We start from the raw sequence: 1,413 nt of genomic DNA, 5'->3' as shown, positions 1-1,413 counted from the left end.
TGGCACGAAGCTGACGGTATACGCAGAGGATGGGGCGAAAAACAAAAGTAAGGAAGTGACTGTGACGGTAATAGACAAAACAGCGCCAGCCACTCCGACTGCCAGTACAGTAACAACGAAATCCACCAGCATTTCTGGAAAAGCGGAAAAAGATGCAACGGTGTATTTATATGAAGGAAGCAAGTACGTTGGAAAAGGTTTAGCCAATCAAAAAGGCGACTATAAAATCAATATAAGCAAAAAAAAGAAAAACACAATCTTAAAACTTTATGCCCAAGATAAAGCAGGGAATAAAAGCAAAGAAAGACAAATAAAAGTGAAGTGAAAAAAGAGCTGCCCTTCAAACCGTCATTATGATGGAAAGGGCAGCTTTTTTTCTCTAGTACGATAACCAGGAAAGATGGATATTCTGAATCGTTTTATTTCTATATAGTGTCAGGCACCCTAAATATAAATAAGGTTTTTATTAATGTTAACCAATAATGAATAAGATGTAATTAGTAAAAGAAAAAGTTAGGCTGCTATCAATCTAAAGGAATTCGGAATAATAGCAGCCTAAATATAGTTTAATATGCTTTATGCGTACTTGTTTTTTTGCTTGTTGATACTATTTGGAGCCAGAACGATGCTTATTACTTTCCAATCTTTTTAATATAGGCTAAAAGCTTATTATCGCGGTTTATCCAGCCTTCTAAAAATTTCTTTTGACTAGCATCTTGCTTTACTCTTTCATAGCGAAAAGCCTTATTATAATCTACGACCTTCAGGGCTAATTGGTAATGTTGACTCTTTGAAAATTTCCCAAATGCAGTTTCAGTCTTAGATCCCCATGATCCGTCTGGATTTATATTCATTGCCTTTTGTAAATGTTTAATAGCTCCTCCAGCCTTACTATTTCCATTTACTCCAAGATTGACTGCCGTATCGAACATAACAATCGCTAGTGTACGATCCATTTTGTCACACTTTGCTGCTTTCCAATATAGAGTATAGTAGACTTCCCTTGCCTCTTCAAACGTAATGCTACGGATATCCTTTCGGGGAAGCTTTTTTTGATCTCTATATGTGTTATATGTAGATTGGGTAACTCCCATGTTGGTTGGTCCACCGTAATCATATCGGTCATAAACATAACCACCCTCAACACCTAAGGTAAATGCGAGTGCTTCTGAAAAAATATCATTTTCTTTTAATGGGGTGTTTGTGTTTGGTTTAGAATTTGCATTTTGAATTGTTAAATAGCTACTACGATTGATAATATAACCAAAACCAGACCCGAATTTAATTTTATAAAAATCTCCTGCTTTTGCCACAATTGTGACTGTATTATTATAATAAACGCCCCCGATTCTAGTAGCCGATTCACTCGCTGATTTTCTAACATTTAAACCAGAGGGAGCTATTATTTTAGCT

General features: G+C 35.8%; 2 protein-coding genes. One reads left to right on the top strand and one right to left on the bottom strand.

Annotation, left to right across the window (positions count from 1 at the left end):
- Positions 1–325, top strand: a 325-nt coding sequence (locus NCCP28_RS23415) for an Ig-like domain-containing protein (RefSeq protein ID WP_248563562.1), incomplete at its 5' end; no start/stop codon positions are given.
- 307 nt (positions 326–632) lie between these two features.
- On the opposite strand, the gene NCCP28_RS23410 is transcribed toward NCCP28_RS23415, so the two are convergent.
- On the bottom strand, positions 633–1,413 hold a 781-nt coding region (locus NCCP28_RS23410; RefSeq protein ID WP_248563561.1), incomplete at its 5' end, for a glycosyl hydrolase 108 family protein.

The sequence above is a fragment of the Niallia sp. NCCP-28 genome (assembly GCF_023168165.1).
Taxonomy (GTDB): Bacteria; Bacillota; Bacilli; order Bacillales; family Cytobacillaceae; genus Niallia.
This window is presented reverse-complemented; position numbering and strand designations above follow the sequence as displayed.